Annotated in this window: 23 protein-coding genes and 1 pseudogene; 7 read left to right on the plus strand and 17 right to left on the minus strand. The window is 64.6% G+C overall.

What is annotated here, in order from left to right; all coding sequences use genetic code 11:
• From VIQ49_RS25340 to VIQ49_RS25350, 3 genes and pseudogenes are all read right to left on the minus strand, one after another.
• Positions 1 to 297: pseudogene (locus tag VIQ49_RS25340) on the minus strand (diaminopimelate epimerase); the annotation flags it as partial.
• Between the two features lie 38 nt (positions 298 to 335).
• A complete protein-coding gene (gene miaA, locus VIQ49_RS25345; RefSeq protein ID WP_331889344.1) occupies positions 336 to 1,238 on the minus strand; it encodes a tRNA (adenosine(37)-N6)-dimethylallyltransferase MiaA in 903 nt (300 codons plus the stop codon).
• On the minus strand, positions 1,232 to 1,948 hold the full coding sequence (locus VIQ49_RS25350; RefSeq protein WP_331889345.1) for a hypothetical protein: 717 nt from the start codon (positions 1,946 to 1,948) through the stop codon (positions 1,232 to 1,234). The genes miaA and VIQ49_RS25350 overlap by 7 nt, the downstream gene beginning before the upstream one ends.
• 194 nt (positions 1,949 to 2,142) lie before the next feature.
• On the opposite strand from VIQ49_RS25350, the gene VIQ49_RS25355 reads away from it, so the two are divergent.
• Positions 2,143 to 3,516, plus strand: a complete 1,374-nt coding sequence (locus VIQ49_RS25355) for a DUF349 domain-containing protein (protein WP_331889346.1) — start codon at positions 2,143 to 2,145, stop codon at positions 3,514 to 3,516.
• A 167-nt stretch (positions 3,517 to 3,683) separates the two neighbouring features.
• Here the strand turns inward: VIQ49_RS25355 and VIQ49_RS25360 are convergent, their stop codons facing one another.
• Entirely contained in the window at positions 3,684 to 4,292 is a 609-nt protein-coding gene (locus tag VIQ49_RS25360; RefSeq protein WP_331889347.1) for a hypothetical protein, read from the minus strand.
• Positions 4,292 to 5,800, minus strand: coding sequence for a tRNA (N6-isopentenyl adenosine(37)-C2)-methylthiotransferase MiaB (miaB, locus tag VIQ49_RS25365; RefSeq protein ID WP_331889378.1), 1,509 nt, complete (start codon positions 5,798 to 5,800; stop codon positions 4,292 to 4,294). Before miaB ends, VIQ49_RS25360 begins: the two co-directional genes overlap by 1 nt.
• Positions 5,801 to 6,055: 255 nt before the next feature.
• On the opposite strand from miaB, the gene VIQ49_RS25370 reads away from it, so the two are divergent.
• From VIQ49_RS25370 to VIQ49_RS25385, 4 genes are read left to right on the plus strand one after another with little or no spacing between them, the layout of a single operon-like run.
• Positions 6,056 to 6,784: an amino acid ABC transporter ATP-binding protein gene (locus VIQ49_RS25370; RefSeq protein ID WP_331889379.1), complete on the plus strand. Its 729-nt coding sequence runs from the start codon at positions 6,056 to 6,058 to the stop codon at positions 6,782 to 6,784.
• Between the two features lie 8 nt (positions 6,785 to 6,792).
• The gene (locus tag VIQ49_RS25375) at positions 6,793 to 7,821 is read left to right on the plus strand and encodes a glutamate ABC transporter substrate-binding protein (RefSeq protein ID WP_331889348.1); all 1,029 of its coding nucleotides are present in this window, start codon (positions 6,793 to 6,795) and stop codon (positions 7,819 to 7,821) included.
• On the plus strand, positions 7,818 to 8,501 hold the full coding sequence (locus VIQ49_RS25380; RefSeq protein WP_331889349.1) for an amino acid ABC transporter permease: 684 nt from the start codon (positions 7,818 to 7,820) through the stop codon (positions 8,499 to 8,501). Before VIQ49_RS25375 ends, VIQ49_RS25380 begins: the two co-directional genes overlap by 4 nt.
• On the plus strand, positions 8,498 to 9,370 hold the full coding sequence (locus VIQ49_RS25385) for an amino acid ABC transporter permease (RefSeq protein ID WP_331889350.1): 873 nt from the start codon (positions 8,498 to 8,500) through the stop codon (positions 9,368 to 9,370). Before VIQ49_RS25380 ends, VIQ49_RS25385 begins: the two co-directional genes overlap by 4 nt.
• On the opposite strand, the gene VIQ49_RS25390 is transcribed toward VIQ49_RS25385, so the two are convergent.
• From VIQ49_RS25390 to pgsA, 9 genes are all read right to left on the minus strand, one after another.
• Complete coding sequence (locus tag VIQ49_RS25390) at positions 9,354 to 10,013, minus strand: regulatory protein RecX (protein ID WP_331889351.1); 660 nt, start codon at positions 10,011 to 10,013, stop codon at positions 9,354 to 9,356. The genes VIQ49_RS25385 and VIQ49_RS25390 overlap by 17 nt on opposite strands.
• Before the next feature lie 14 nt (positions 10,014 to 10,027).
• Complete coding sequence (gene recA / locus VIQ49_RS25395; protein ID WP_331889352.1) at positions 10,028 to 11,071, minus strand: recombinase RecA; 1,044 nt, start codon at positions 11,069 to 11,071, stop codon at positions 10,028 to 10,030.
• Positions 11,072 to 11,325: 254 nt separating this feature from the next.
• Positions 11,326 to 11,520, minus strand: a complete 195-nt coding sequence (locus VIQ49_RS25400; protein ID WP_331889353.1) for a DUF3046 domain-containing protein — start codon at positions 11,518 to 11,520, stop codon at positions 11,326 to 11,328.
• Positions 11,521 to 11,530: 10 nt separating this feature from the next.
• A complete protein-coding gene (locus VIQ49_RS25405; RefSeq protein WP_331889354.1) occupies positions 11,531 to 12,706 on the minus strand; it encodes a glycosyltransferase in 1,176 nt (391 codons plus the stop codon).
• Between the two features lie 28 nt (positions 12,707 to 12,734).
• Positions 12,735 to 12,908, minus strand: a complete 174-nt coding sequence (locus VIQ49_RS25410) for a hypothetical protein (protein ID WP_331889355.1) — start codon at positions 12,906 to 12,908, stop codon at positions 12,735 to 12,737.
• A gap of 135 nt (positions 12,909 to 13,043) precedes the next feature.
• Entirely contained in the window at positions 13,044 to 13,853 is an 810-nt protein-coding gene (gene pspA / locus VIQ49_RS25415; RefSeq protein ID WP_331889356.1) for a phage shock protein PspA, read from the minus strand.
• Positions 13,854 to 13,937: 84 nt separating this feature from the next.
• Positions 13,938 to 14,267: a helix-turn-helix domain-containing protein gene (locus tag VIQ49_RS25420; protein WP_020107377.1), complete on the minus strand. Its 330-nt coding sequence runs from the start codon at positions 14,265 to 14,267 to the stop codon at positions 13,938 to 13,940.
• 65 nt (positions 14,268 to 14,332) lie between these two features.
• On the minus strand, positions 14,333 to 14,848 hold the full coding sequence (locus tag VIQ49_RS25425; protein WP_331889357.1) for a nicotinamide-nucleotide amidohydrolase family protein: 516 nt from the start codon (positions 14,846 to 14,848) through the stop codon (positions 14,333 to 14,335).
• Positions 14,845 to 15,528: a CDP-diacylglycerol--glycerol-3-phosphate 3-phosphatidyltransferase gene (gene pgsA / locus VIQ49_RS25430; RefSeq protein ID WP_331889358.1), complete on the minus strand. Its 684-nt coding sequence runs from the start codon at positions 15,526 to 15,528 to the stop codon at positions 14,845 to 14,847. The genes VIQ49_RS25425 and pgsA overlap by 4 nt, the downstream gene beginning before the upstream one ends.
• A gap of 110 nt (positions 15,529 to 15,638) precedes the next feature.
• Here pgsA and VIQ49_RS25435 point away from each other — a divergent pair, with 110 nt between their 5' ends.
• A complete protein-coding gene (locus VIQ49_RS25435; protein WP_331889359.1) occupies positions 15,639 to 16,187 on the plus strand; it encodes an amino-acid N-acetyltransferase in 549 nt (182 codons plus the stop codon).
• 42 nt (positions 16,188 to 16,229) lie between these two features.
• Entirely contained in the window at positions 16,230 to 16,517 is a 288-nt protein-coding gene (locus VIQ49_RS25440) for a YciI family protein (RefSeq protein WP_331889360.1), read from the plus strand.
• 47 nt (positions 16,518 to 16,564) lie between these two features.
• Here the strand turns inward: VIQ49_RS25440 and VIQ49_RS25445 are convergent, their stop codons facing one another.
• The 3 genes from VIQ49_RS25445 to VIQ49_RS25455 all read right to left on the minus strand — a co-directional run bounded on the left by VIQ49_RS25445 (position 16,565) and on the right by VIQ49_RS25455 (position 21,235).
• Positions 16,565 to 17,578: a TerC family protein gene (locus VIQ49_RS25445; protein WP_331889361.1), complete on the minus strand. Its 1,014-nt coding sequence runs from the start codon at positions 17,576 to 17,578 to the stop codon at positions 16,565 to 16,567.
• A gap of 99 nt (positions 17,579 to 17,677) precedes the next feature.
• Positions 17,678 to 20,530, minus strand: coding sequence for a DNA translocase FtsK (locus VIQ49_RS25450; protein ID WP_331889362.1), 2,853 nt, complete (start codon positions 20,528 to 20,530; stop codon positions 17,678 to 17,680).
• A gap of 84 nt (positions 20,531 to 20,614) precedes the next feature.
• The gene (locus VIQ49_RS25455; RefSeq protein ID WP_331889363.1) at positions 20,615 to 21,235 is read right to left on the minus strand and encodes a TIGR03085 family metal-binding protein; all 621 of its coding nucleotides are present in this window, start codon (positions 21,233 to 21,235) and stop codon (positions 20,615 to 20,617) included.
• Between the last annotated feature and the right edge of the window lie 5 nt (positions 21,236 to 21,240).

Raw genomic sequence — 21,240 nt, forward strand, 5'->3', positions numbered from 1 at the left:
GGCGAACACCCGCACGCCGTTACCGCACATCTCGGCGATCGATCCGTCGCCGTTGCGGTAGTCCATGAACCAGTCGTCGTGGGCCACGCCCGGCGGAAGGACGTCGAGGACTCCGGCACCCAGCAGGGCGCCCGCGGTGGCCACCCGCAGTACACCGTCGGCACCGATGCCGCGGTGACGATCACAGAGCGCCGAGACGAAGTCCGGCGTCAGATCGAGTTGCACGCCAGCATCGGGCAACAGCACGAAATCGTTTTCCGTACCGTGGCCCTTCACAAAATCAACACGCCCGAACATTCGTCAAGACTACGCGCCCGGAGCGGATCGCCCGGTTCTCACCCGGCCGCGACCCGCAGCGCCTGCCCCAGCAGATCAGGCGTCGCGGCATCCAGCCAGTGCACCCGTGGATCACGGCGGAACCACGACCGCTGGCGGCGCACGTACCGCCGGGTGCCGATGAAGGTGAGTTCCTGCGCGTGAGCCAGATCGTATTCACCGTCCAGCGCCGCGATCACCTGCGAATAGCCGATCGCCCTCGCAGCAGTGACGCCCTGGCGCAGCCCTCGGGTCAACAGCGTCTGCACCTCGTCGACAAACCCCTGGGAGAACATCTGTTCGGTCCGCAATGCGATGCGGTTGTCGAGTTCTCCGGTATCTCGATCGAGCGCGATGATCGTTGTACCCCAACGTGGTTCACCAATCGTCGGTGCTGACGCGGCAAACGGTTGCCCTGTCAGCTCGACCACTTCCAACGCCCGGACGATGCGCCTTCCGTCGGTGTCGAGGATGTTGCGCGCAGCTTCGGGATCGACCTCACCCAACCTGTCGTGCAGGGCGAGTGAACCCAGCCGTTCCAGGTCGGCTTCGAAGCGGCCCCGGATCTCCGGATCGGTGGCCGGGAACTTCCAGTCGTCGAGCAACGCCTGGATGTACATCATCGATCCACCGACCACCACCGGCGTGCGATCCTGCGCCAGCAATGCCTCCACGTCGGCTCGCGCGGCCTGCTGATATCGCGCCACCGTCGCGGTCTCGGTGACATCGAGGACGTCGATCTGATGGTGGACGATGCCGCGGCGTTCCTGCGCCGGCACCTTTGCGGTGCCGATGTCCATCCCCGTGTACTGCTGCATCGCGTCGACGTTCACGATGTCACCGCCGAGCGCTTCGGCGATGTCGAGCGCCAGATCCGACTTCCCACTGGCCGTGGGCCCGATGACGGCGATCGGTGTCACCATGCGAGATCCCACAGTGCAACGGTGTAGCCGACGCCGAACGGCGCACCGGCGTAACGCAATTCGGATGCGAGGGCCGCACCCTGTGTTGCGGCCGCGGCCACCTGCCACGGACCGCGTCCGGCTGCACCGTAACTCTCACACTCCGGTTGTCCGAGGGCCGCGAGCGCGCCGCGGTCCCCGGCCGCCAGCGCCCTGTCGATCGCACCCTGGAACTCCTCCGAGCCGTCCGCCGATCCACCGGGAGCCTTCTGACCGAGGGTGTTGGCGCCGTCGCCCACCACCAGCAGTGCGACCGGCTCGTCGTGGGTTGCCAGTGTCCGGGCCAGTGCGTGACCCTGGTCGCTGCAGCTCGACGGACCACTGGACACGTACACCGCTTCGGTTGTCAGCGTGATCTCCTGGTCGACCTGAGCGCCCAGCCATCCGCCGATCAGGAAGGACAGATCCATCTCCGGGTCGGCGCCACCGGTCGCATCCGGCACCAGATCGACCGACACGTCCACTCCGAAGCCGACAAAGCTCCCACGCGGAGCGATCGGCCGGCTCGGGTCACCGGCTCCCACGACCACCCAGTTGCGGGACCGATCGGCCAGATCAGCGCATACCTGCAGCGTTGCGGCACGAACCGGCGACAACTCAGGCACCTGGGAACCGGATAGTTCTGGCACCAGAGCGGGTGCGGAGGGGACAAAAGCGGCAGCGATCAACACGCCAGCAACGCTAGTCGACCACCCACGCCGCAGAGTGGCTGCGCCGATCCAGACACGAATCCGACACTCATTTGTCGGCGACTGTCCACACCCGGGCCGGTGACCTGCTTCAATGGGTGTGGCGGTGGAGGTGGATCACCGTCGGCATCAGATGCAACTGGCAGCCGTGTCGCGCGGCAGGGATAAGGAATGACATGACCGACAACACGCCGCAGCCGGCAGCCACCGACAACGCGCATCCGACTCCGGGCCCGAAACCCGGACCCAAACCAGGCCCCCGGCCCGGTCCGCGTCCCGGCCATCATCCGCCCGCCCACCCTCATCCCGCACCCGTCGACCCCAGTCGGCCTGCCTCCGACCCATCCGAGTTCGGGCGGATCGACGACGACGGTGCGGTGTGGCTGAAGAACTCCGACGGTGAGCACCAGATCGCCTCCTGGCAGGCGGGCACCGCGGCCGAGGGCCTCGCTCACTTCGGTCGCCGCTTCGACGATCTCGTTGTCGAAGTCGAGCTGCTCGAAGAACGCCTCGACGCCGGCACCGGCGACCCCCGCAAGACCAAAACCGCCGCCATCGCGCTCATCGAGTCGCTGCCGAACGCCGCGGTCATCGGCGACGTCGACGCTGTGGCCGCCCGGTTGCAGGCCATCGTCGACTGGGCCGAGGGTGCAGCTGAGAAGGTCAAGCACGACCGGGACGAATCCCGGGCCAAGGCCGTGGCACGCAAGAACGAACTGGCCTCCGAAGCCGAGACCATCGGGGCCGAATCCACGCAGTGGAAGGTCGCCGGGGACCGGATGCGCCAGATCCTCGACGAGTGGAAGACGATCAAGGGCGTCGATCGCAAAACCGACGACTTGCTGTGGAAGCGCTACTCGAAAGCGCGCGACACCTTCAACCGGCGCCGCGGTGCGCACTTCGCCGAGATGGACCGCGAACGCGCAGGCGCACGAGCCCGCAAGGAAGAGCTGATCACCGAGGCCGAGGGCCTGTCCTCGTCCACCGAGTGGGCCGACACCGCGGCCAAGTTCCGCGATCTCCTCACGCAGTGGAAGGCCGCGGGCCGCGCACCTCGCGATCAGGACGATGCGCTGTGGGCCCGGTTCAAAGCCGCCCAGGATGTGTTCTTCGGTGCCCGCAACGCCGCCTCCTCCGAGCGCGACGCGGAATTCGAGGACAACGCCAAAGCGAAGATCGAACTCCTCACCCGCGCAGAGAAGTCCATCGACCCCGAAGGTGATCTCGAGGCCGCGCGCCGCGAGTTCCGGGCGATCCGGGATCAGTGGGACGAGATCGGCAAGGTACCGCGCGACCAGATGCACACGCTCGAGGCCCGGATCAAGGCCGTCGAGAAGCGGATCCGTGATGCCGAGTCCGCGCAGTGGGAGCGCACCGATCCCGAGGTCAAGGCCCGCGCCCAGCAGTTCGCGGACCGGGTCTCCCAACTCGAAGACCAGGCGGCGAAGGCCGAGGCCAACGGCAAGGCCTCCGATGCCCGCAAGCTCCGCGAACAGGCCGAGCAGTGGCGCGAGTGGGCCCGCGCGGCCGAAGGCGCCATCAACGACTGACCCACCCCTCCGCCGAGCGGGCCGTTACAGCCGCCGAGCGGGCCTTTTCGACCGCCGACCGGGCCAATACCGCTGGTGCTCAAGTAGCTTCGGCACGCTCGACGCCGACAACGGCACGGTCGACGGGCTCAAGGGCACGGTCAGCGGAGGGTGGGGTGTCTGGCTGATCAGCTGTCTTCTTTGGGGCGCTTGATAGCGGATTTGCGTTGCAGCGCAACCGCCTTCGCTTCCTGCTCGGCCGCATCGTCGCGTAGCTGTGCCTCCAGCGACAGCTGCACCGACGTGCGCACCCACACCACGCGCGCCCAGTGGAAGGTGAGGACGATCATCGCCAGCCAGCCCAACACGAGTCCGGCACCGACACCGCTCGGCGGCTCGAAGCCCGACACACCGGGGGTGTTGCGAGACCACCACGACAGCATCCCGGCGACACACCCGACTGCGCAGCCGCACAACGCAATCCACGCGAAGAACCAGCGCCGGGTGACCAGCGCCAGCGTCGAGAACCCGATACCGAAGATCACCTGAAGCCAGATGGAGATCCGCGAGGTGATGGTGACGTTCTCGGCGGCGGCCTCGGAATTGAAGGTCAGGACATCGATTCCGCTGACCGAACCGGTATGGGGCAGCACCAACGACAGCATCACCACCATCACCGCGGCCGCGACGACCAGAGCCCGGGCGCCGGGATCGATCTCCCCCGCGACCTTGCGCTCCGCTTTTCTCAGGTCGCTTTCGAATTGGTCAAAATCGTCGCCGTTACGCTTGGTGGACATCAGATCTCACATCCCGAACCGCAACCGGATTCAACCGGAGCTTCACTTGGTTTTCCAATGGTCGGCAGACCCAGGCCCACCCCGATCGGTGGGGTCTGCGGGGTGGTGCCCGCGGCATGCGCGTCACCTGCACGGGTGCGCCGGTGGTTCCGGACGCCGGCATCGGCGAGCAGATAGTGCGGCGCAGCTCCGGTCACGTCGGTGTCGATCAGGTCCCCGGGCCGGATCGTGGTGACGCTGGTCTGGAAATGCACCAGCCGGCCATCGCGACTGCGCCCCGTCATCCGGCCCGAGCCCTCGCGTCCGTCGGCAGTCACCAGCACCTCGACCGGCGTTCCGATCAATTTCTGGTTCTCTTCCAGGCAGATCCGGTCCTGCAGATCGGTCAGCCGCATATACCGCTCCGACACAACCTCTTTCGGGACCTGATCGGCCATCTCGGCGGCCGGGGTGCCCGGACGCGGCGAGTACTGGAACGTGAATGCGCTCGTGAAGCGAGCCTTGGCCACCACGTCGAGCGTGGCCTGGAAATCTTCTTCGGTCTCGCCGGGGAAGCCGACGATGATGTCGGTGGTGATCGCAGCGTGCGGCATCGCGGCCCGGACCCGTTCGATGATCCCGAGGAACTTGGTGCTCCGGTAGCTGCGCCGCATCGCCTTGAGGATCCGGTCCGAACCCGACTGCAACGGCATGTGCAACTGCGGGCAGATGTTGGGGGTCTGCTCCATCGCCTCGATCACGTCGTCGGTGAACTCGGCCGGGTGCGGAGAGGTGAACCGGACCCTCTCGAGCCCGTCGATCTCCCCGCACGCGCGCAACAGGGACGCAAATGCACCACGGTCACGACCCATCTCGGGATCGGCAAACGACATTCCGTAGGCGTTGACGTTCTGGCCGAGCAGTGTCACTTCGAGCACACCTTCATCGACCAGCGCCTGCACCTCGGCGAGGACGTCGCCGGGACGGCGGTCGACCTCTTTGCCCCGCAGCGCCGGAACGATGCAGAAGGTGCAGGTGTTGTTGCATCCCACCGAGATCGACACCCAGCCCGAGTACGCCGATTCACGCTTGGCCGGCAGCGTCGACGGGAATGCCTCCAGCGCGTCGATGATCTCGACCTGCGCGGACTCATTGTGGCGCGCACGCTCCAGGAGAACCGGCAGCGAGCCGAGATTGTGCGTACCGAATACGACGTCGACCCACGGTGCCTTCTTCACCACGGTACTGCGGTCTTTCTGCGCCAGGCAACCGCCGACCGCGATCTGCATTCCGGGGCGGCTGGCCTTCACCGGGGCAAGATGGGAGAGGTTGCCGTAGAGCTTGTTGTCGGCATTCTCGCGAACCGCGCAGGTGTTGAAGACAATGAGGTCGGGTTCGGACTCGGAGTCGGCCCGGACGTATCCGGCTTCCTCCAGCAGACCGGAGATCCGTTCCGAGTCATGGACGTTCATCTGACAGCCGTAGGTGCGGACCTCATACGAACGGGCTGCGGAGATCTGGCCGGTCATTTCGTGTGATGCCTGCGGATCTGTCAACGAGATTGTCACCTTGCCCAGGGTACTTGCCATCACCGACCAGGCGAAATGACGCACGTCATCGGCATGATCCACCGTCGGCCATCAACATCCGGCCGCAACCGTTGCCGGGGTTGTGCTGCCGGACGGGGTGCCCTACCCATAGGGTCGTTACCCATGACAGCATCTTCGGAGGGTTCGAACGCAGGGCAGTCGAGCACCGCGTCCCAGACCGCCAGCGCGAACACGATGATCAGTATGAAAAAGGTGCAGAAACACTTCGGCGATCTGCATGTGCTCAAGGACGTCGACCTCGAGGTCCCCGCGGGTCAGGTCGTCGTTGTGCTCGGTCCCTCGGGCTCGGGCAAGTCGACACTGTGCCGGACGATCAATCGGCTCGAGCCGATCGACGAGGGCGAGATCTGGATCGACGGCGAGATCCTGCCGAGCGAAGGCAAGGCACTTGCCGCCCTGCGTGCCGACGTGGGAATGGTGTTCCAGTCGTTCAATCTCTTCGCCCACAAGACGATCCTCCAGAACGTCACGCTCGCCCCGATCAAAGTCCGCGGAAAGAGCAAGGCCGACGCCCAGAAGCGCGGGATGGAACTCCTCGAGCGCGTGGGTATCGCCAGCCAGAAGGACAAGTACCCGGCTCAGCTCTCCGGCGGACAGCAGCAGCGCGTGGCAATCGCACGCTCACTCGCGATGGAGCCCAAGGTGATTCTGTTCGACGAGCCCACGTCGGCACTCGACCCCGAGATGGTCAACGAAGTCCTCGACGTGATGGTCTCGCTGGCCAAGGAGGGCATGACCATGCTCGTGGTCACCCACGAGATGGGCTTTGCGCGCAAGGCCGCCGACCGGGTGATCTTCATGGCGGATGGCGCCATCGTCGAGGACGACGACCCGGAGACGTTCTTCACCCAGCCGAAGTCCGATCGCGCCCGCGACTTCCTCGGCAAGATCCTGGGCCACTGATGAGGTGGATGAAGTCTGCGCCGCGCACAGCGGCGCCACGCCCCCGACCACTGCCCGCAGTGCTCGGCCTGCTTCTCGCGGCGATTCTGGTCGCGGCCGGACTGACCGCCTGTGGCAATACGAATCCGCGCAACCTGCTCGAGTCGATCGAGAACGGATCGGTGATCGCCGGAACCAAGTTCGACCAGCCCGGACTCGGCCTGCGGCATCCCGACAAATCGTTCAGCGGATTCGACGTCGCGGTGTCGAAGTACGTGATCAACGACATCGCCGAGACCAACAGCTGGGACAAGCCCGACATCAAGTGGCGCGAAACCCCTTCGGCGCAGCGCGAGACGCTGATCGCCAACGGTGAGGTCGACATGATCGCGGCCACGTACTCGATCAATGCGGCACGATCCAAGAAGGTCGCCTTCGCCGGCCCCTACCTCATCAACTATCAGGGGCTGCTGGTCCGCGAGGACGACGACGACATCCAGACCCTCACCGACCTCAACAAGGGTAAGAAGCTGTGCTCGGTGACCGGCTCGACTTCCGCACAGAACGTCAAGAACCAGCTACCCAAGATCCAGCTGCAGGAGTTCGACTCGTATTCGTCGTGCGTGGAGGCCCTGCGCCGCGGCAAGGTTGATGCGCTGACCACCGACGAGGCGATCCTGGCCGGATTCTCGAACTTCTACCCCGGTGAGTTCAAGTTGGTCGACATGACCTATCCGGACGATGCGTGCGTTTCGTCGAAACTGAAGAAGGCCGGGTCACCGTTCTCCACCGAGCGCTACGGCATCGGATTGGCGAAGGATTACCCCGAAGCGGTCACCGCGGTCAACGAATCGCTCGTGCGAATGATGACCCCGCCACCAGGTGGTGGACCGTCCGCGTGGGAGCTTGCGCTGCGCGAGGCGATCGGTGACGCCGAGGTGGACGCGATGGTCGCCCGTACCGAAACCGCCGATTCGAGGTATGCGTTCACCCCCACACCGGGTGATCTCGACTTCGTCACCGCCCCGTCGGATCCGTGCCCGGAGGGATTGTCATGAGCGAACTCTGGTCCGACATCGGACCGAAACTGTGGCCCGCATTCTGGGTCACCATCCAGCTGACCTTCTACTCCGCCATCGGATCGATGATCTGGGGAACGATCCTGGCCGGGATGCGCGTGTCCCCGGTCCCGGTCATGCGGTGGTTCGGCACCTGGTACGTCAACATCGTCCGCAACACCCCGCTGACGTTGATCATCATCTTCTGTTCAGTGGGCCTATACCAGAATCTCGGCCTCGCACTGGCGCCGGAGAACGAGAATTTCGTCAAGAACAACAACTTCTGGCTCGCGGTCCTGGGGTTCGTGCTCTATACGTCGACCTTCGTCTGCGAGACCCTGCGATCGGGTTTCAACACCGTGCCGATCGGTCAGGCCGAGGCCGCCCGGTCCCTGGGTCTACCGTTCTCCAAGGTCTTCACAATCATCGTGTTGCCCCAGGCCGTCCGATCGGTCATCGCCCCGATGGGTAGCGTGTTGATCGCCCTTACCAAGAACACCACCATCGCCTCGGCGATCGGTGTCGCCGAGGCCTCGTTGCTGATGAAGGAACAGATCGAGACCCATGCTGATCAGGTGGTCTGGATCTTTGTGATCATCGCCGCCGGATTCATGGTGCTCACCCTCACCGAGGGCTTTGTCTTCGGTTACCTCGCAAAGCGATTGGCGGTCAAGCGATGAGCGGCGCAACTGTTCTGTACGACGCCCCGGGACCCAAGGCCCGCAGGCGCAACACGATGATCGCGATCGCGTTCGGAGTGATCCTGATCGCGGTGGCGGTGTACGTCCTCGTGGCCCTCGCCGACAACGGTCAGCTCACCGCCGACAAATGGGATCCGTTCATCACGGCCACCACCTGGACGACGTACCTGCTGCCCGGCCTGTGGGGAACGATCAAGGCAGCCGTGCTGTCCATCGTGTTCGCACTGATCCTCGGCGCACTCCTCGGTATCGGACGGCTGTCCGACCATCGATGGGTCCGGATCCTCAGCGGCGGCACCGTCGAGATCTTCCGGGCCATCCCGGTACTGATCCTGATGATCTTCGCCTATTACCTGTTCGCCGAATACGCCGTCTTCCCCGCCGAACAACTGGCGTTTGCCGCAGTGGTCACGGGTCTGACGCTCTACAACGGATCGGTGATCGCGGAGATCCTCCGGTCGGGTATCAACTCGCTTCCCCGGGGGCAGGTCGAGGCCGCCAATTCACTGGGCATGCGCAAATCTCAGACCATGCGCATGGTGTTGTTGCCGCAGTCGATCACCGCGATGCTTCCGGCGCTGATCTCCCAGATGGTCATCGCATTGAAAGACAGTGCCCTGGGTTACGCCATCGGCTACATCGAAGTGGTGCGCTCCGGTATTCAATCCGCGTCGTACTACGGCAACTACCTGCCCGCGCTGGTGGTTGTCGCCGTGGTGATGATCATTCTCAACTTCGGATTGTCTACGCTGGCAACCGTTGTCGAACGCCGGGTCCGAGAGGGTAAGCGCAAGGGCACGATCGGTGATGTGACCATCGAGGATGACGCGATCACCGCAGATCGTTGAGTTGAGTCTTCACCAGGTCGAACGCCAACGACGGCGCGTAGCCGCGACGAGCCAGCATCGCCACCAACCGGCGTGTGTGCTTGTCGCGGCTTTCGCGTTCCGAGACGTCCTCGGCACTCAGGCGCGACGTTTTGCGGCGAAGGAGTTCGGCGGCGCGTTCGCGTTCGGAGTTGTCATCGACCTGGCCGACGGCTTGTTCGATCACCGTGTCCACCACGCCTTTCTGGCGTAGTTCATGGCGCAGTGCGGTGCGTCCCTTGCCGCTGTGCAGGTGGCGTGAGCGCACCCACTGCTCGGCAAAATCAGCGTCGTCGAGCAAGCCGGCGCGATCGAGCCGCTCCATCACCGAATCGATCTCGGGTGGTGGAAAGTCTTTGTCTTGCAGTCGTCCTCGCAGCTCAGCCTGGCTCCGGGCCCGCACCCCGAGCAACCGGAGTGCGGCATCATATGCCGAAGCACCGGGGCTCGAGGACAACGAACGTGACGCTGGTGCTGGTTCTTCCACGAGTGCCGACGTGATCTCAGGACCCCTGACATCGGGTACCGGGTCGTCGATGGATACAGGTCGGGAGAGGATCTCCGTTGTCGCCGATCGCAGTTCAGCGATGCTGGCGCGGATATCCTCTCCCTCAGGTACGTTCACCTGTTACTGGCTCCTCAGAACTCGACCGGTGCCGGCGCCACGGTGTCTTCCTCGGTCAGTACTGCACCGATACCTAGCTTCTCTTTGATCTTCTTTTCGATTTCATCAGCGATCTCGGTGTTCTCGAGCAGGAACTTACGTGCGTTCTCCTTGCCCTGTCCGAGCTGCTCACCCTCGTAGGTGAACCATGAACCGGCCTTACGGATGAACCCGTGCAGCACACCCATGTCGATGAGCGAGCCTTCCTTGCTGATGCCGTGGCCGTACAGGATGTCGAACTCGGCCTGCTTGAACGGCGGCGCCACCTTGTTCTTGACAACCTTGACTCGGGTCCGGTTGCCGACCGCGTCGGTTCCGTCCTTGAGGGTCTCGATCCGGCGCACGTCGAGACGCACCGAGGCGTAGAACTTCAGAGCCTTACCACCGGTGGTGGTTTCCGGCGATCCGAACATGACGCCGATCTTCTCGCGCAGCTGGTTGATGAAGATCGCGGTGGTGCCCGAGTTGCTCATGGCACCGGTCATCTTGCGCAGCGCCTGGCTCATCAGACGGGCCTGCAGGCCGACGTGGCTGTCGCCCATCTCGCCTTCGATTTCCGCCCGCGGGACCAGCGCCGCCACCGAGTCGATGACCAGGATGTCGAGCGCACCCGAGCGGATCAGCATGTCGGCGATCTCGAGTGCCTGCTCACCGGTGTCGGGCTGGGACACCAGCAGTGCGTCGGTGTCGACACCCAGCCGCTGCGCGTAGTCGGGATCGAGTGCGTGCTCGGCATCGATGAAGGCTGCGATACCGCCGGCTGCCTGCGCATTGGCAACCGCGTGCAGGGCCACGGTGGTCTTACCCGAGGATTCCGGGCCGTAGATCTCGACGACACGGCCACGCGGCAACCCGCCGATACCCAGCGCGACGTCCAGCGCGATCGAGCCCGTGGGGATGGTGGCGATCGGCTGGCGGGCGTTCTCGCCGAGACGCATCACCGAACCCTTGCCGTAGTTCTTGTCGATCTGGGCCAGGGCCAGGTCGAGTGCCTTTTCGCGGTCTGGTTGGGCTGCCATTTTTTCCCCTAGTGGTCGGGCCGAGTCCTCGGCGGTGGTGCCGCCGGTGTGGCGGGAGCGAGCTTTTTTTCGCGTATTCGGCATCTCTTTGCGCACTGACGTCACGCTAGATCAGCCCTCTGACAATTCCTGGACTCGCGGTCCCGAGTCTCGACATTCCCATCGTTGCCTGCCCATCACTGTAGGCGAACATCTGTTCGAGTCAACTACCTGCGGGCGCGACACGCCGCAGCATTTGAAGAGGTGCGGATGATCTACCAGCGATTGCGGGGGACATCGAAGTCCCGGCACAGGGCCACCCACACATCACGGGGGTCGACCCCGGATTCGAGAGCCTCGGCAGCCGTCTGCCCACCGAACTCGATGAGGGCATGGTCGACAAGCATCGAATTGGCCGTGACGGTGCCGAACTCGGTGGTCAGGAGTTCGGTGAATTCGGTGAGTCGCACGACGTCAAGGCTAGCGAAGGACTTCCGGGCCCGCCGCGCGGGCACACAACACCACCGCGTCGAGGACGTCGTCCCCGCTCTCGCCGGCCCGGCGGGCAGCATTGGCAAATGAACTGTTCTGCAATATCTTTCGAGTCGCCGCCGACAGCGCGTCGACCGTCAGCGGCCGGACGACCTCCGCGCATCCCCACCGCCGCGCCCGCTGAGCCAGCTCCCACTGATCCCCACCACCCGGAACCAGCACCTGCGGCACCCCCGCCAGCATCGACTTGGCGAGCATCCCATGCCCGCCGCCGCAGATCACCAGAGCGGCCTCGGCCAGCAATTCATCCTGCCGACCGTGGCCGGCGACGGCCCAGGCGGGCAGTTCATCCACCTGCGGGGCCAGCCCGGAGACAACGGCACGGACCACGGTGCCCAGGACCTCAGGAGCCAATGCCGCGAGTGCCACCTCGATCAGGCCGCTCGAACCCGTGGCCGCCGTGGACGGCGCGATGACCACGAGGGGCGCGTCTCCGGGAGGACGTTCGAAGATCGTGTCGGTGGGTTCCCAGAGCAGCGGCCCGATCAGTTCCGCGCCGACCGGCCAATCCGGGCGTGGGACCTCCAGGGCAGGCAACGTGGCGATCAGTCTGGCAGCCGGCTCCGGCGCCCGCGGCGTCAGTCCAATCGCCGCCCGCGCCGCCTCACGTTGCCGATCACCCTGCCTGATCGACCGTGCGGTGGCCGCCCGCATCAATCCGTCGCGGATCCGCCCAGACAGTCCGGTCCCCGGTTCGAGTCCGCTGCCGATCGGCGGGAGCCCGGCCGAGGCCCGGTACAGCGGATGTGGGGAGAGTTCGATCCAGGGAATGCCGAGTGATTCGGCCGCCCATCCCCCACACACCGTGATGACGTCGCAGACCACAAGATCCGGTTCGAAGGCGGCGAGCTCGGGCACCAACTCCTGGCACATCCTGGCGGCGCGGGCACCGAGTTTCGCGCCGGCATCGCCGTCGTCGTCATCGGTCCGGGCAGCGAGTCCGGGTAACTGCCGAACCTCGAGCCCGCGAGCGGCTGCCGCCTCCGCCCACCCCGAGCCGGTGTACACCACTGCCGGGGAACCATTGCGCTGCAACAGATTCGCGAGAGCCAGCATAGGAAATGCGTGACCCGCATCCGAACCGGCCACCAGAGCCACCCGCAACTACGACTCCTCGTCGACAGGTCGGTCGCTACAGTCCGGTCTTCGTCGGACTCTTGTCAGAACTCGCCCACCTGATCACAGCGATCACGCCGATCACCAGAAGGCCGATCACCAGAATTGTCAGCAGGCCTTTCACCAGCGCCATGATCAGCCCGAAAGCCATCCACACCACCAGAACTGCCAGCAGCACCTTCCACCACATGTCATCCTCCTCGTTTGCGCTTCGTTGACATCAACGGTGCCAGCACGGCACCCCGTTTGTCACCGGAGAACCGGGAAGATGGGTGGAAGTTCAGGGACAACCCCCACCCGCCAGGTACAGGTTGGGGGCGATACCTCAGTTCGCCTGAGGCTTCTCGATGTTCAACGAGGGCGCTGCGGGATCTGCGGCGGGGGCGGCCGTGGTCTCACCGGCAGTCAGCGACTCCCCTGCCATGGAGGCCCGGATCTGTTCGAGACGCGAGTGTCCGGCCATCTGCACGCTTGCCTGCTGGACCTCCATCATGCGGCCCTGCACCGAATTACGGGACAGCTCGGCCGATCCGAGCGCGTTGGCGTAGCGACGCTCGATCTTGTCGCGAACCTGCTCGAGGTTCGGCGTGTTGCCGGGCGCTGCCAGTTCGCTCATCTGATTCAGTGAGGCCGAGACCTGCTCCTGCATCTTCGCCTGTTCCAGCTGGCTCAGCAGCTTGGTCCGCTCAGCGAGCTTGTGCTGCAACGTCATCGAGTTCTGCTCGACCGCACGCTTGGCCTGCTCGGCGGCCTGCAACGACTGATCGTGGAGTGCCTTGAGGTCTTCGACACTCTGCTCCCCGGTCACCAGCTGCGCGGCGAAAGCCTCCGCCGCGTTGGTGTATTCGGTCGCCTTGGCGGTGTCGCCGGCCGCAGTTGCCTTGTCTGCCAGGGTCAGCGCCTGCCGGGTGTTCGCCTGCAGTCGCTCGATCTCCTCGAGCTGCCGATTGAGCTTCATCTCCAGCTGGCGCTGATTGCCGATGACGGCCGCAGCCTGCTGCGACAGAGCCTGATGCTGGCGCTGCGCATCCTCGATCGCCTGCTGGATCTGAATCTTCGGGTCGGCATTCTCATCGATCTTGGCGTTTCCGAACGCCATCAAGTAACGCCATGCCTTCACAAATGGGTTAGCCATTGCCCCTGCCTTGTCTTCAGTCCGATTCCGAGCAGTCCTCGACTCAATCTATCGCCTGAACCCGCGCAGTGACACCGGCGAGCGTCAAGCAGCAGCCAGAGCCGAGGCGGGTTGCGGTATGACGACCTTCGTCTCCGTCGCAATCGAAGTGTGCGCCGACGACGGCGAAACCCGATCCAGATCGGTACGGAGCGTGTCGCGGACGTCGAGGAGCACGTCGGCGATCTCCACCTCGAGCGCGTCGCAGATCGCAGCCAGCAATTCGCTGGATGCCTCCTTTTGTCCGCGTTCGACCTCGGACAGGTAACCCAGGCTCACCCGGGCACTCGTCGAAACCTCACGCAGAGTGCGACCTTGATCCATCCGGACACGCCGCAGGCTGCCACCAAGCGCTTCCCGCAGGAGCAGTGCCATTTTGAGTCCTCCTCAACACGTCAGTCTGTCCAACGCCGTACCGTCCGATTCCGTTCCCGCACCGATCACTCGAGCCAATCGAGCAGTTCCCCGATCGACCGTGTGCACGACATTAGACGAATATCCCAGCGGTCGCCCTGCAGCGACATGCCCACAACCTTGGTGTCGAATCCGGCGTCCTCGACCGCCTGCCCCGCGCGGGCCCGGGCCAGACCGCAGAACACCGTGCCAGGCGCTTTGCCGTCCTGTGGATCCGGACCCGCCACGCCGGTCAGGGACATCCCGTAGGTCGCCCCGCACCGCATGGCCGCACCCACCGCCAGTTCTTCGGCGGTCCCGGCCGCCACCGGACCGAACCGCTCGAGCGTGTCGGCCCGGACACCCGCGAGGCCGGCCTTGAGGTCGGTGGCATAGACGATCAGTCCCCCACGAAGCACCGCACTGGCACCCGGGACTCCCGCGATCATCGCCGACAGCAGACCTGCGGTGAGGGACTCGCTGGTGGCCACGGTCTGGCCGCGGCGGGTCAATTCTGTGACCAGCTGCCTCGCCGGCTTCCCCGCCAGCGGATCAGCAGTCAACGGCCGGACCTCTCGTCCCGGCGCTCAGACCTCTCATCCCGGAGTGCCGCAGCCGCATCACGACGACGCTGTGCCCGTTTGGCGAAGGCCTGCCACACGTAGTCGAATCCGGTGACCACCGTCGCCACCACCGCGGCGGCCATCAACACGACGGCAAGCCAGTGCAGCGGGCCTGGCAGCGGCAGTATGTAGAGACCGATGGCGAAGACCTGCAGGAGTGTCTTGATCTTGCCGCCACGGCTGGCGGGGATCACGCCGTGCCGCAGAACCCAGAAACGCAGAAGCGTGATGCCCAGCTCCCGGGCGAGGATGACTCCCGTCACCCACCACGGCAACTCGCCGAGCAGCGACAACCCGATCAAAGCCGATCCGATCAGCGCCTTGTCTGCGATGGGATCGGCGAGCTTCCCGAAGTCGGTGATCAATCCGCGCTCACGTGCGATCCGGCCGTCGTAGTGGTCGGTCACCGCGGCGAGCGCGAAAACGCCCCACGCCAGGGTCCGCCACCAGGGATTGTCGCCGCCGTCGATGAACAGCACCGCGACGAAGACCGGCACCAACGCGATCCGGAAGACCGTCAGAATGTTCGCGAGGTTGAGGACTGGGACCTCTTTGCTGACCAGATCCGAGATCGGGTCCGGCTCGGCAGCGTTGACCTCTCGGCGCAAACGGTCAGCCACGTGCTACACCCTGCGGCGCCGATTCGAGATACCCAATACCCACGTGCACAAGGATAGGTTGCCCCCACTGTGGCAAAGGGCCGGGGTGCCAAGGTATTAAAGTTTCACCCATGGCATCTGACAACAGCTCGGCGGGCGAGCCCGCTGCTGCAACCGAACCGAAGGTCGTCGCGATCGTGCGCCGGGCCCGAACTTCGGACGTGCCGCGGATCAAAGCACTGATCGATCAGTACGCGGGCAAGATCCTCCTCGAGAAAAATTTGGTCACACTGTACGAAGCCGTGCAGGAGTTCTGGGTGGCCGAAGTGGACGGGTCAGTCGTCGGCTGCGGGGCCCTCCACGTTCTGTGGGCCGATCTCGGGGAAGTACGTACCGTCGCGGTCGAGCAGTCATTGGCCGGCCACGGCATCGGGCACATCCTGGTGAGCCGACTGCTGGATGTGGCACGCGACCTGCAGTTGAGCCGGGTGTTCGTGTTGACCTTCGAAACCCGGTTCTTCGGCAAACACGGGTTCGTCGAGATCGCCGGTACTCCGGTGACCGCCGAGGTGTACGAGGAGATGTGCCGGTCGTATGACGCCGGCGTCGCCGAGTTCCTCGATCTGAGCTACGTCAAACCCAACACGCTCGGCAACACCCGCATGCTGGTCACCCTGTAACCACACTCACCCACAGCCAGACCCTCCTACGAAAGAAGCCTCGTGCCAACGTTTCTCGTCGAATACACCTTCACCGCCGCCACCGCCGCCATCCGCGACGAGTCCCGTCCGGCGCATCGGGCCTGGTGTTCGAGCCTCTGCGACGAGGGCGTGCTGAAGGCGTCCGGACCGTTCCCGAACGGCCTCGGCGCACTGCTCATCTTCCAGGCCACCGACGAGGACGCGCTGAACGAGCTGATCCTGAACGACCCGTACGTGCCGGTGAACGCCATCGATGCCACCTCGGTTCGCGGATGGACTCCGGTGATCGGCTCGATCAGCGACAACTGATCGAGCCGATCGCGACTGGCTACCGGGCCGAACGCTGGTTGGTCGGGCTACTCGGGCGACTTGTCCGACGGCAGAGGCGCGGCTTTCCGCTCGTCCGACCTGGTCTTGAGCAGGCTCGCGACCGTGGTGATCACCAGTGTTCCGACGATCACCGACAACGAGACCGGAGTCGAGATCTGCGGCACGGACAGGTGTTCACCATCGTTGATGAACGGCAGGGTGTTCTCGTGCAGCGCGTGGAGCACGAGTTTGACGCCGATGAAGCCGAGGATGAACGACAGTCCGAAGGACAGGTAGACGAGTTTGTCGAGCAGGCCGCCGAGCAGGAAGTACAGCTGACGCAGACCCATCAAGGCGAAGGCGTTGGCCGTGAACACGATGTACGGCTCTTCGGTCAGACCGTAGATCGCGGGAATCGAGTCGAGGGCGAAGAGGACGTCCGTGAATCCGATGACGATCAGAACCATCAGCATCGGCGTGGCCAGCCGCTTGCCGTTCTCTCTGGTGAACAGCTTGTCGCCGTCGTAGTTGTCCGAGGTGCGCAGCACCTTCTTGACGAACTTCTGGATCCGGCTCTCGCGCTCTTCTTCCGCTTCGACCACGTGGTCTGATTCGCGTAGGAGCTTGATGGCGGTGAAGATCAGGAACGCGCCGAAGAGGTAGAACACCCAGGAGTAGGCGCTGATGGCAGCCGCACCGACCGCGATGAACGCACCGCGCATCACCAGCGCCATCACGATGCCGAGTAGCAGCACCTTCTGCTGGTACTCACGTGGGACCGCGAATTTGGCCATCACGATGACGAACACGAAGAGGTTGTCGACCGACAACGCTTTCTCCGTGACGAAGCCGGCGTAATACTCGGTGCCCGAGGTCGAACCCCATTTCCACCACACGAATCCACCGAAGATCAGTGCGATCGTGATGTAGAAGGCCGACCAGAATCCCGACTCCTTGATCGACGGCGCGTGTGGCACGCGTACGTGTGCGAAGAAGTCGAAGACGAACAACCCCAGGATCACCAGGCAGGTAACTATCCAAACTGTCGGTGAAACGTGCACCGGTGAGGCCTCCAAAATGTTGGGTAAAAGGTAAAGGCCACTTTACGCAATCAATGTGAAAACCGGGTAGACCAGACTGTCCTCCAGGTCCAGCAGGGGCTAGAAGTCGTCGGCGTCGTCTCCTGAATCTCCACCGCCACCGCCGGTGATCGAGAAGATGATGCCGGCCAGATCTTCGGGTTTGACCAGCACCTCGCGTGCTTTCGACCCCTCCGACGGCCCCACCACTCCACGGTTCTCCATCAGGTCCATCAGGCGTCCGGCCTTTGCGAAACCGACCCGGAGCTTGCGTTGGAGCATCGACGTCGATCCGAATTGGCTCGACACCACGAGCTCGATCGCCTGCAGCAGGTCGTCGAGGTCGTTACCGATGTCGCCGTCGATGTCCTTCTTGTCCGCAACCTTCTGCGCGGTGACACCCTCGGTGTAGTCGGGCTCGCTCTGGTCCTTCGCGAAGTCGACCACGGCCTGGATCTCTTCGTCCGTGATGAAGGCACCCTGCATGCGAATGGGTTTGCCGGCGCCCATCGGCAGGAACAATCCGTCACCCATGCCGATCAGTTTCTCGGCACCGGGCTGGTCGAGGATGACTCGCGAGTCTGTGAGCGACGAGGTGGCGAAGGCGAGCCGCGAGGGCACGTTGGTCTTGATCAGACCGGTGACCACGTCGACCGACGGGCGCTGGGTCGCCAGGACGAGGTGGATACCCGCGGCACGTGCCTTCTGGGTGATCCGGACGATCGATTCCTCCACTTCGCGCGGCGCCGTCATCATCAGGTCGGCGAGCTCGTCGACGATCGCGAGGATGTACGGGTACGGCTTGTAGACACGCTCGGAACCGAGCGGTGTCGTGATCTCTCCCGACTTCACCTTGGAATTGAAATCGTCGATGTGACGCACCCGGGACGACTTCATGTCCTGGTACCGCTGCTCCATCTCCTCCACCAGCCAGGCCAGCGCCGCGGCGGCCTTCTTCGGCTGGGTGATGATCGGTGTGATCAGGTGCGGAATGCCTTCGTACGGCGTGAGTTCCACCATCTTGGGGTCGATCAGGATCATCCTGACCTCGTCCGGGGTGGCGCGGGTCAGCAGCGAGACCAGCATCGAGTTCACGAAGCTCGACTTACCGGACCCGGTGGAACCGGCGACCAGAAGGTGCGGCATCTTCGCCAGGTTCGCGGCCACGAAGTCGCCTTCGATGTCCTTGCCCAGGCCAACCACCAGCGGATGCTTGTCCTTGCGGGTCGACGACGCGGTCAGCACGTCGGCCAGACGGACCATTTCCCGGTCGCTGTTGGGTACCTCGATACCCACGGCCGACTTGCCGGGGATCGGTGCCAAGAGTCGGACGTTGTCGGTTGCCGCCGCATAGGAGATGTTGCGCTGGAGTGCGGTGATCTTCTCGACCTTCACACCCGGTCCGAGTTCGACCTCGTAGCGGGTGACCGTCGGGCCACGGGTGAACCCGGTGACGGCAGCATCGATCTTGAACTGCTCGAGGACGGCCGAGATACGGTCGATCATCTCGTCGTTGGCGGCGCTCCCCAGCTTGGGCGGGTCACCTTCGATGAGCAGGCTTGCCGGTGGCAGCTTGTAGTCACCTTCGACCGCCCGGTCGACCAGCATCCCGTTTTCCGGCATGTCGTCGTCCTCGTCGGCCGGGGCCGGTGGCGGGGTCGGCTTGGCAACGGGCCGCTTGCGAACCGGCTTCGCGCCGACCGGTGGCGTCTGCAGAGCCTCTGTCACCGCGCTCGGTGCGCCGGTGTCCTCAGCGCAGTCATCGATGATCGGTTCGGTCAACGCCTCCGACGCGGTCACCGACGGTGTCGTCCGCCGGCGCACCGGCCGGCTCACGGCTTCGGTTCGAGCGGTGGGCGATGGGCCGTCCGGAGGGTAGTTGTTGTACGGATCGCCGAACGCAGTTTCGCCGTATGCGTTGTCGGCATCGAAGTTGTCGCCTTCGTAGTCGCCGTCGTTGTACTCGCCGTCTTCGTCCCACTCCCGTTCCGCGCCGAGTCCCAGATACGAACTGACCACGGCGAAGAGTTCACGCACCGTCAGGCCGGACAACAATAGAAGGCCGAATGCCATGCACAGCAAGAGAATCGGTATGGAGATCCACGCGGTCAGTCCGTCGGTGAGTGGTCCACCGACGGCGAAACCGAGGAATCCGCCGGCGTCCTGACGCTCCGACATCTGCGCCGGACCCCCCGCAAAAATGTGCCACAAACCTGCCAGCGGCAGCACGATCAGCAACCCCGCACCGATGTACCGGCCGCGGCTGCGCGGATTCGGTGCGTGCCGCATGAGCACAAACGCGCCCACGATGAGCACGAGCGGCAGCAGGACGGCCGCCGCACCGATGACGGCGCGGACCGCGGAATCGACAAATGCTCCCACCGGGCCGCCGGCGCTGAACCATATCGCCGCCACGACCACGATCGACAACGCGATCAGCAGGAGCGCGAGTCCGTCGCGGCCCTGGGTCTGCTCGTAGGTCCGGTCTCGCCCGTCGGACGACTCCCAGGAATCGTCGGATCTGTCGTTTGCCGTCTCGCCCCAGCCGTCGCCGTCGTACATGCTCTCGTCGTAGTGGGGGTCACCGCCGCGCGATCCGGTGCGGGCGACCGCCCCGACGCCCTTGGCCAGAAGACCCCAGCCCGCGCCGACGCCACTGCCGACCGTCTTGAGAACCGAACGTCGTGGCTGCGCCGACGCGGTTGCGCGGGTCGAGGTGGCCGCCGACCGGCTCGACCTCCGGTTTTCGGCGGTTGATTTCTTCGCCGTTGCCTTCTTCGCCGTTGCCGGCTTCTTGGCGGCAGCGCTCTTGGCGGACGTCGAAGCCTTCTTGGCCGGGGCCTTACGCGGGGCAGCCTTCTTGGCGGCGGGCTTTCTCCCGGTCGCAGAACTGCGACCGGGCGCGCCAGAGCGAGCAGTGGACTTGGTTGCCATGGATGCCACCTTAGTGGGCAACAGTCACACAAGCCTCATCTACAACACTTGTAACGGACTTGCGTGTCGTATTCGTGATCGTTCTCAGAACCCGCGTTTGGTTGCCTTCACCGCGGCCACCGCATCCGCGTCGCCGTGGAAATCCAAGCGGGTCTGCGCTCGTCCGAATGTGAACAGCAGCAGTTCCAGTGGATCCCCCACCACTCGAACCGACGGTCCGGTGCCCCCGGTGGCCACCTGCTCGCCTTCCGTGGTGACCAATTCAACAGTCGCGGGCGACTTGGAGATCGCTCTTTTCGCCATTGCCTTGAGGGGCGTGAGGATCGCCTTGTTCGCGGCGGGACCGATGGCTCGGGGTTCCCACTCCCCCGCCGCGCGGCGGACGTCTTCGTGGTGCACGAACAGCTCGGTGACGTTGACAAACCGATCGAGCGGCTTCATCGGCGAATACAGCGGTGGTCCGGCGGCGAACTTGGCAACCATGGAATCCCAGTCCGCCTCGGCTGCCTTGTCCTGCACGGACTTCGTGTGTCCGGCAAACGCCGAGATGAGGATGCCCGGCGCGGCATCGAGTCGATACTCACGAACGATCATGTGCGCGGTCAGATCCCGCACCGTCCACCCCTCGCAGAGCGTCGGGGCGTCGGGTCCTACCGCACGAAGGGTGGTCGCCAGGGCTGCACGTTCATCTCGAGCAATCGTCATGGCAA

It is taken from the genome of Williamsia sp., from assembly GCF_036566845.1.
Taxonomy (GTDB): Bacteria; Actinomycetota; Actinomycetes; order Mycobacteriales; family Mycobacteriaceae; genus Williamsia.